The sequence below is a fragment of the Variovorax sp. YR752 genome (genome assembly GCF_943372545.1).
In genome coordinates, this window is sequence record NZ_CALRZC010000315.1 from 1 (window position 1) to 7383 (window position 7383).

Here is a 7383-nt window from a genome sequence, read left to right on the forward strand (position 1 = left end):
GCAGCGGATGGCGCAGCGGCAGCACGGCGGCGGCGGTGCCGAGCGCGATGTGCTGCGTGGCGGCGGCCAGCGCGGTGAGCCAGACAAAGGGCTCGTCGAGCACCGCGGTGGCTTCGCCCTGCGGCAGCATCACCGGCACGTCGCGCGTCCAGAGCGCGGCAAAGCCGAGGGTGTCGGCCAGGCGGGCCAGGCGGGCCAGGTGCAGTTCGATTGCGGGGTCGGCCATCGCCCCGTGCGGGCGCGCCAGCGGCGTCATCAGGCCCAGGGTGAGCCGCCCGGCGAGCAGCGTCTGCCGGTAGGCGGTGTTGAACGGCGCCATGGCGGCGTCAGGCGCGCCGTTTGCGAGGGGCGGGCGTGGTCTTGGCCGGCGCGGCAAACAGCCGCTCGATCGACTGCCGCACATCGGCCTGCATGTCGGCAATGGCCTTCGTGTCGCCCGAGAGGTGCTTGAGCAGCGCTTGCAGGAACAGCCCGTCGAAGAGCGCGTAGCAGGCCGAGGGCGGGAGGCCCGGGTCTTGTCCCGAGAGTTCGGCGAAGCGGCTCATGATGCGCCAGATCATGTCTTCGAGGCTCTTGTCGATTTCCACCACGTCGTCGTGGAATGCCGCTTCGAACAGCGCCTGCGAACGCAGGTCGTACCAGAGCCGGTGCACGTGGCCTTCGCCCTGCAGCGTGTCGCCCAGGCTCTGCAGGAAGCCTTCCATGAGCTCGTCGTAGGTGGTGGCGGTGTCGACCGCGTGGTCGTAGCGCGTGACGCAGCGCGCCTTGTACTGCTTGACGCTGCAGACGATGAGGTCGACCTTGTCGCTGAAGTAGTAGTGCAGCACGCCGTGCGAGAACTCGGAGTTCTGCGCGATCTCGCGCAGGCTGGTGCGCGCGTAGCCGAGCGTGGCCAGCGTGGTGAGGGCGGCTTCGCCGAGTTCGGCGCGGCGCTCCGCGAACTTGTCGGCCGGCGCCTTCTGCACCCGCCCGGTGTGCTTCTTTACCCGTGAATGAGTGGTCATTTCTAGCCAGGCCGCAGAGTGCCGGCCGCTGTGTTTCCTGGTGATTGCAAACCATAGCACGCGGCGTGGGAAATCCCTCGTACGTGCATTCCAGAGGCATTTTACGAAATTTGGGCAATCGTCAAAAAAATTCTTGACACTCGTCAAGTCGATTCCTAGCATGGCCGCTCCATCTCATAAACATATCCACAGGAGACAAGTGATGGCCAAGTTCGACTTGACGGGGCGCAAGGCCCTGGTGACGGGTGGTGCGCGCGGCATCGGCGCGGGCATTGCCCAGGCACTGGCGCAAGCGGGTGCGTCGGTGATGATCGGCGACGTGCTCGCCGATCTGGGGAAGGAGACCGCGCAGCGGCTCTCGGCCGAAGGGGCGAAGGTGGGCTTCGTCCCGCTCGACGTCACGAAGGACGGCGATTGGGCCGCGGCCACCGAGGCCACGGTGAAGGCGCTGGGCGGCTTCGACATCCTGGTCAACAACGCCGGCATCGAGATCACCTCGCTGGTGATCGACGTCGACGGCGACGACCTGCGCCGCATGCTCGACGTGAACGTGGCCGGCACATTGCTGGGCATGAAGCACGCCTTTCGCGCCATGCGCCCCGGCGGCAGCGCGGGTGGCGGCGGGGCGGTGGTCAACATCGCGTCGGTCGCAGCCACCATCGCCTTTCCCGCCATTGCCGGTTACTCGGCCACCAAGTCGGCGGTCGACCGCGCCACGCGCGTGGCGGCCATGGAGTCCGGAAAGCTGGGCTACGGCGTGCGCGTCAACTGCATCTACCCCGGGCTCGTGCCCACCGACATGGGCATGAAGCTTGCCAACGACATCGTGGCCGCCGGGCTCGCGCCCAGCGTCGAGGCCGCCGTGGGCGACGTCATCGGCCAGACGCCGCTGGGCCGCCTCGGCGAGATCGGCGACATGGCCGACGTGGTGGTCTTCCTCTGCTCCGACGCCGCCCGGTTCATCACCGGCGCGGGCCTCGCGGTGGACGGCGGCATGGGCATGTGAGCCACATCAACCAACAAGGAGCAAAGAACATGAGCAGCAGCAAAAAGAAACCCGTCATCGTCTACGGCGCCTCCGGCTACACCGGGCGCCTGGTCTGCGAGTACCTGCGCGAGTACCACATCCCCTTCATTGCCGCGGGTCGCAGCGCAGAGAAGCTCGAAGCGGCGATGAAGTCGAACGTGCCCGGCATCGAGACCGCGGACTACGAAGTGGTCGAGGTCGCGCACACGGTCGAGGCGCTCACCGAGCTCTTCACCGGCGCCTCGGTGGTGCTCAACACCGTGGGGCCGTTCGCCAAGTTCGGCCCCGAAGTGGTCGATGCCTGCCTGGCCGCCGGCTGCCACTACACCGACACCACCGGCGAGCAAGACTGGCTCATCACGCTCGACCAACAGTACGGCGCCAAGTTCGCCGCCGCGGGCCTGCTGCTCTCGCCCGGCCTGGCGCAGATGTACACCACCGGCGAAATCGCCGCGCAGCTGTGCCTGGAAACGCCCGGCCTCGACACGCTCGACATCGCCGTGTTCTGGGGCGGCAGCCCGACCATCGCATCGACGCAGACCATCCTGGTGAACGCGGCCACGTCCAAGGCTTTCTTCCTCGAGCAGAACCAGTACGTCGAGTGGCAACCCGACGCGGGCCTGTACCACCTGTCGATTCCGGGCCAGCACGAAGCCGCATTGGCATTGCCCTGGGGCGGCACCTCGCATCCGGTGTGGTTCAAGCGCGATCCGCGCGTGGCCAACGTGAAGGTGCTCGGCGGCGTCTTCAACAAGCCGCTGATGCTCGGCGTGCCGCAGATCGTGGCCGCCGCGCTCAAGGCCACCGAAGGCATGAACGACGAAGACCGCTATGCCGCGCTGGCCCAGACGGCGGCGGGCGTGATGAACACCATGCCGCCGCGCGAGAACCCGCGCATCAACAAGTCCGTCGATTCGGTGCATGCCTCCGGTCCGCTGGGCCGCGCGCATTGCGTGATCTTCGGCAACTGCAACTACAAGCAGACCGGCCTGTTGCAGGCCTATGCCGCGGCCTCGCTGCTGCAGCAGGCACCGCGCCGCGCCGGCTTCGCCTCGGGCTGCCAGGCCTTCGGGCACCGCGAGCTGCTGGGGGCGCTGCGCAGCTTCGGGCTGGTGCAGGAACCCGTGCTCACGCGGATGGGCTGACCCCCATGCGCCTCGTCGACTACCTCGACAAAGGCGCCCAGCAGGGCGCCGATTCGCCGTGCCTCACCATGGGCAATGCCGACCTGAGCTATGGGCAGGTGCAGCGCGTCAGCTGGCGCGTGGCGCGCGGCCTGCAGCGCGCCGGCATCGCGCCGGGGAGCAAGGTGGCGGTGCTCTCGAGCAACGACGCCATGGCCTTCGCCACGGTGTTCGGCATTTCGCGCGCGGGCTGCGTGTGGTGCCCAATCAACCCGCGCAACGAAGCCAGCGAGAACGCCTTCGTGCTCGATGCCTTCGATTGCACGTGCCTTGTCTTCCACAGCAACTACGCGCCCATGGTCGAGCAGATGCGCGCGCAGCTGCCGCAACTGAAGGCGCTGGTGTGCCTCGACCAGCGACAGGCCTTCGCGCCTGCCATGGACGAATGGCTCGACGGGCTGGACGATGCGCCGATCGACATCGCACCGCCCGACGACGTGGCCATGATCGCCGGCACCGGTGGCACCACCGGGCAACCCAAGGGCGTGATGCTCTCGGGCGGCAACCTCGAGGCCATGTCGGCGCTGACCCTCATGGGTTACCCGTTCGAGGGCCGGCCCGTGTACCTGGCGCTCGCGCCGCTCACGCATGCGGCCGGCGTGTTGTGCCTGCCCGTGATGGCGCTGGGCGGGCGCGTGGTCATCATGCCCAAGCCCGACCTGAGCGAGTTCCTTTCGCTCATCGAGCGCCGGCGTGTCACCCACACCTTCCTGCCGCCGACGCTGATCTACATGCTGCTGCAGCACCCGGAGCTGGCGCAGACGAAGCGTGATTCGCTGCAATGCTTCTGGTACGGCGCCGCACCCATGTCGGCCGCGCGGCTCGAAGAAGCGCTCGACAAGATCGGCCCCGTCATGGCGCAGCTCTTCGGCCAGACCGAGGCGCCGATGATGGTCTCGATGATGCCGCCGCGCGACCACTTCAACGCCGACGGTTCGGTGGCGCGCCAGCGGCTGGCCTCGGCGGGGCGGCCCGGTCCACTGGTGCAGGTCGGCATCATGAACGGCGAGGGCGCCTTGTTGCCCACGGGCGAGAGCGGCGAGATCGTGGTGCGCGGCTCGCTCGTGATGCGCGGCTACTACAAGGACCCGAAGGCCACGCAGGAGGCCTCGCGCCACGGCTGGCACCACACGGGCGACATCGGCTACCTCGATGGCGAGGGGTTCCTTTACATCGTCGACCGCGCCAAAGACATGATCATTTCGGGCGGCTTCAACGTCTACTCCGCCGAAGTGGAGCAGGTGCTGATGCAGCACCCCGACGTGCAGGACAGCGCGGTCGTCGGCCTGCCCGACGAGAAGTGGGGCGAGCGCGTGGTGGCCGTGCTGCAGCTGCATGCGGGCCGCAGCGTGGATGCCGAGGCGATCAAGACCTTCGTCAAGTCGCGCATCGGCAGCGTGAAGGCGCCCAAGCAGGTCGAGGTGTGGGCCGACCTGCCGCGCTCCAAGGTCGGCAAGGTGCTGAAGAAGGAAGTGCGCGCGTCGCTGCTGGAGAAGCTGCAGTCGCCCTGATGCTGATTCAGTCGCGCTGGTAGTGCCCCTGGTGGGCCTGGCGCAGCTCGAACTTCTGGATCTTGCCCGTCGAGGTCATCGGCAGCGCGGGCAGGAAGACGATGTCCTTCGGCACCTCGAAGCCGCCGAGGTGTTCCTTGCAATGCGCCGTGAGCGCGGCTTCCGAGAACTCCGCCGGCGCATCGGGCCGGCGCGTGACGAAGGCCGTGATGGCCTCGCCCCAGCGCTCGTGCGGCAGGCCGACCACCGCCGCATTCAGCACGGCCGGGTGACGCAGCAGCACCTCCTCGACCTTGAGCGAAGGCACGTTCTCGCCGCCCGACTTGACCATGTCCTTGAGCCGGTCGAGAAAGATCAGCTGCCCGTCGTCGTCGAGCGTGCCCAGGTCGCCCGAGTGGTGCCAACCGAAGCGCTGTGCGTTCGCCGTGGCCTGCGGGTCCTTGTAGTAGCCGAGCATCACGTTCGGCCCACGAAAGACGATCTCGCCGACCTGGTTCGGTGCGAGCAGCTCGCCCTCGTCGCCCATCACCGCGACCTCGTTCACCAGCGTGCCCACGCCCCAGTACGAGCCGAAGCGCTCGCGCTGGCGGTGGGTCTCGAAGATGGTGGCGCCGGGGTACATCTCGGTCTGCCCCGAGGCGAGCGCGAAGTTGGGGCAGAAGGTGTCGAGCAGGCGCAGCAGCAGCGTGCGCGACATCGGCGCCATCGCATACACGCACAGCCGAAGGCTCGACAGGTTGCGCGATGCGCGCTGCGGGTGTGCGAGCAGCGCGCCGTACATCATCGGCAGCCCGACCGTCACCGTGATCTGGTGGCGCTCGATGGCGGCGAGCATCGCGCCCGGGTCGAAGCCGCGCAGGATGACGTTCGTGCCGCCCACCGCCAGTGCCGACATCAGCACCGTGTGCTGCCCGCAATGAAAGAGCGGCAGCACGTTGCTCCACACATCGTGGTGCGTGGGGCTGCCGCCCCATTCGAGCATGTTGCTCATCAGCACCGAGTGCACCGAGGCGTGCGAATGCATCACGCCCTTCTGGCGGCCGGTGGTGCCGCTGGTGTACATGATGAGCGCGAGCTGGTTGGTGTCGATGGCCACGTCGGGCAGCATGGCCGGGCCTTGCGCGATGGCCTGCGCCACGGTGGGCACGCCGGGCGGCGGCGTGTCGCCGTCGAGCACGCACAGCAGCGGCGAAACGGCCGTGGTGTCGAGCAGCTGGCGCAGTTCGGGTTTGGCGTGCAGCGCGGTGTCGATCACGAGGTGCCGCACCTCGGCGTGTTCGAGGATGTAGCCGATGGCATCGGCCGCGAGCGCCGTGTTGATCGGCACCCACACGAGGCCCGCCTTCTGGATGCCGAGCAGCGCGACCACCATCTCGATCGAGTTGTTGCACAGCATGCCCACGCGCTCGCCGCTGGCCAGGCCGAGGCCCAGCAGGTGGTGCGCGAAGCGGTTCGAGGCGGCGTCGAGCTCGGTGTAGCTCATGCGGTGCTCACCCTCGATGAGCGCGGTGCGCGCGCCGAAGCGCCGCGCGCTGCGGTGAATCACGTCGCCCAGCGCAATGCGGGCGATGCGCTGGAAAGAGGAAGGCGAGGGTGTGGTCTCTGGGCGGGCGGCGGGCATGGCGTCGTGTCTCCGGTCGTTGTGGTGTCGATCGGAGCGCAGACTAAGACCGGCACCGCCTGCCGGTCTTGCGAAGAGTGGCTATGCGGCGCCTGCCCGGCCGCATCGGGCAACGTCAGAAGCGCGCCTTCACGAAAGCCGAAGGCCCTTGCAGCCGCACCTTGAGGCGCGAATCGGCAAAGCTGCCGTCGCGCGTCAGGTCGATGTTGGTCACGCCGTACGACAGCACCAGGCCCACGTTCTTCACGGGAAACCACTCCACGCCGGCCGATGCGTTGTAGATGTTGCCGTGGAAGCGGCCGCTGCTTTTCCACACGCCCGAGGCATCGGCGAACAGCCGCAGGTCGGGCGTGATCGCGTGGCGCACGCCGATCTCGAGCAGGGGCGCGATGGCGTTGTCGCTCGAGCGTTCGCTGACCGAGCGCACCTGTCCGTTCACGCCGACCAGCGCGCTGGCACCGAAGGTCGCGCGGTAGTAGGCCGCGCCGGCGCCCAGCCCGAAGACGGTGTTGCCCGACCCGAGCCACCACTTGTAGGAGAGCTTGGCGAAGTCGAGCTGCGCCGAGAGGTTCGCGTTGCCGATGGCGCTCAGCGCGCCGAAGCCGCCGATCGTGGTGTTGGCGCCCACCTGCCCGTCGTAGTCGCGCTTGTAGCGGTAGTAGTCGAAGGAGATGCCCTGGCTGTCGCCGATCAGCACGTCGGCCGTGATGCGGGGCATGGTCACGCGGCCCGGCTTGAGTTCGTTCGAGCGCAGCACGCCGTAGGGCGTTTCGACCGAGGCGCTGAACTTGGGGTCGGCATTGAAGGCACCGACCGAGAAGCTGAAACGGTCCAGCGCCGGAGAGGGTTCGGCCGTCGCGGCGACAGGCGCGGCGATGGAGGTGATGAGAACGCCGGCAGCAGCCAGCGCGCCAGGGACGCCGCGTGAGCGCGAACGAGGCAACAGCATGAAAGAAATCCTTCGGGTGAAAGACGCCTCGGGCCTGCGCGTGTGTCGCGACGCCTGCGGGCTGAGCTCCCTGGAACCGCACCACCT

Annotated in this window: 7 protein-coding genes; 3 read left to right on the forward strand and 4 right to left on the reverse strand. The window is 68.1% G+C overall.

Translation table 11 applies throughout. The features are described 5' to 3' along the window. On the reverse strand, nt 1–319 hold a 319-nt coding region (locus AAG801_RS38540; RefSeq protein ID WP_341893167.1), incomplete at its 3' end, for an LLM class flavin-dependent oxidoreductase. A gap of 7 nt (nt 320–326) precedes the next feature. Continuing rightward, entirely contained in the window at nt 327–1004 is a 678-nt protein-coding gene (locus AAG801_RS38545) for a TetR/AcrR family transcriptional regulator (protein ID WP_341893168.1), read from the reverse strand. Between the two features lie 202 nt (nt 1005–1206). On the opposite strand from AAG801_RS38545, the gene AAG801_RS38550 reads away from it, so the two are divergent. From AAG801_RS38550 to AAG801_RS38560, 3 genes are read left to right on the forward strand one after another with little or no spacing between them, the layout of a single operon-like run. Beyond that, entirely contained in the window at nt 1207–2010 is an 804-nt protein-coding gene (locus tag AAG801_RS38550; RefSeq protein WP_341893169.1) for an SDR family oxidoreductase, read from the forward strand. 29 nt (nt 2011–2039) lie between these two features. Then, nucleotides 2040–3176 (forward strand): DUF5938 domain-containing protein, encoded by a 1137-nt coding sequence (locus AAG801_RS38555; protein WP_341893170.1) that lies wholly within the window; start codon nt 2040–2042, stop codon nt 3174–3176. Between the two features lie 5 nt (nt 3177–3181). After that, nucleotides 3182–4726 (forward strand): long-chain fatty acid--CoA ligase, encoded by a 1545-nt coding sequence (locus tag AAG801_RS38560; RefSeq protein ID WP_341893171.1) that lies wholly within the window; start codon nt 3182–3184, stop codon nt 4724–4726. Between the two features lie 7 nt (nt 4727–4733). Here the strand turns inward: AAG801_RS38560 and AAG801_RS38565 are convergent, their stop codons facing one another. Both AAG801_RS38565 and AAG801_RS38570 read right to left on the reverse strand, forming a co-directional pair. Continuing rightward, nucleotides 4734–6347 (reverse strand): AMP-binding protein, encoded by a 1614-nt coding sequence (locus AAG801_RS38565; protein WP_341893172.1) that lies wholly within the window; start codon nt 6345–6347, stop codon nt 4734–4736. 115 nt (nt 6348–6462) lie between these two features. After that, nucleotides 6463–7296: a hypothetical protein gene (locus tag AAG801_RS38570; protein ID WP_341893173.1), complete on the reverse strand. Its 834-nt coding sequence runs from the start codon at nt 7294–7296 to the stop codon at nt 6463–6465. Between the last annotated feature and the right edge of the window lie 87 nt (nt 7297–7383).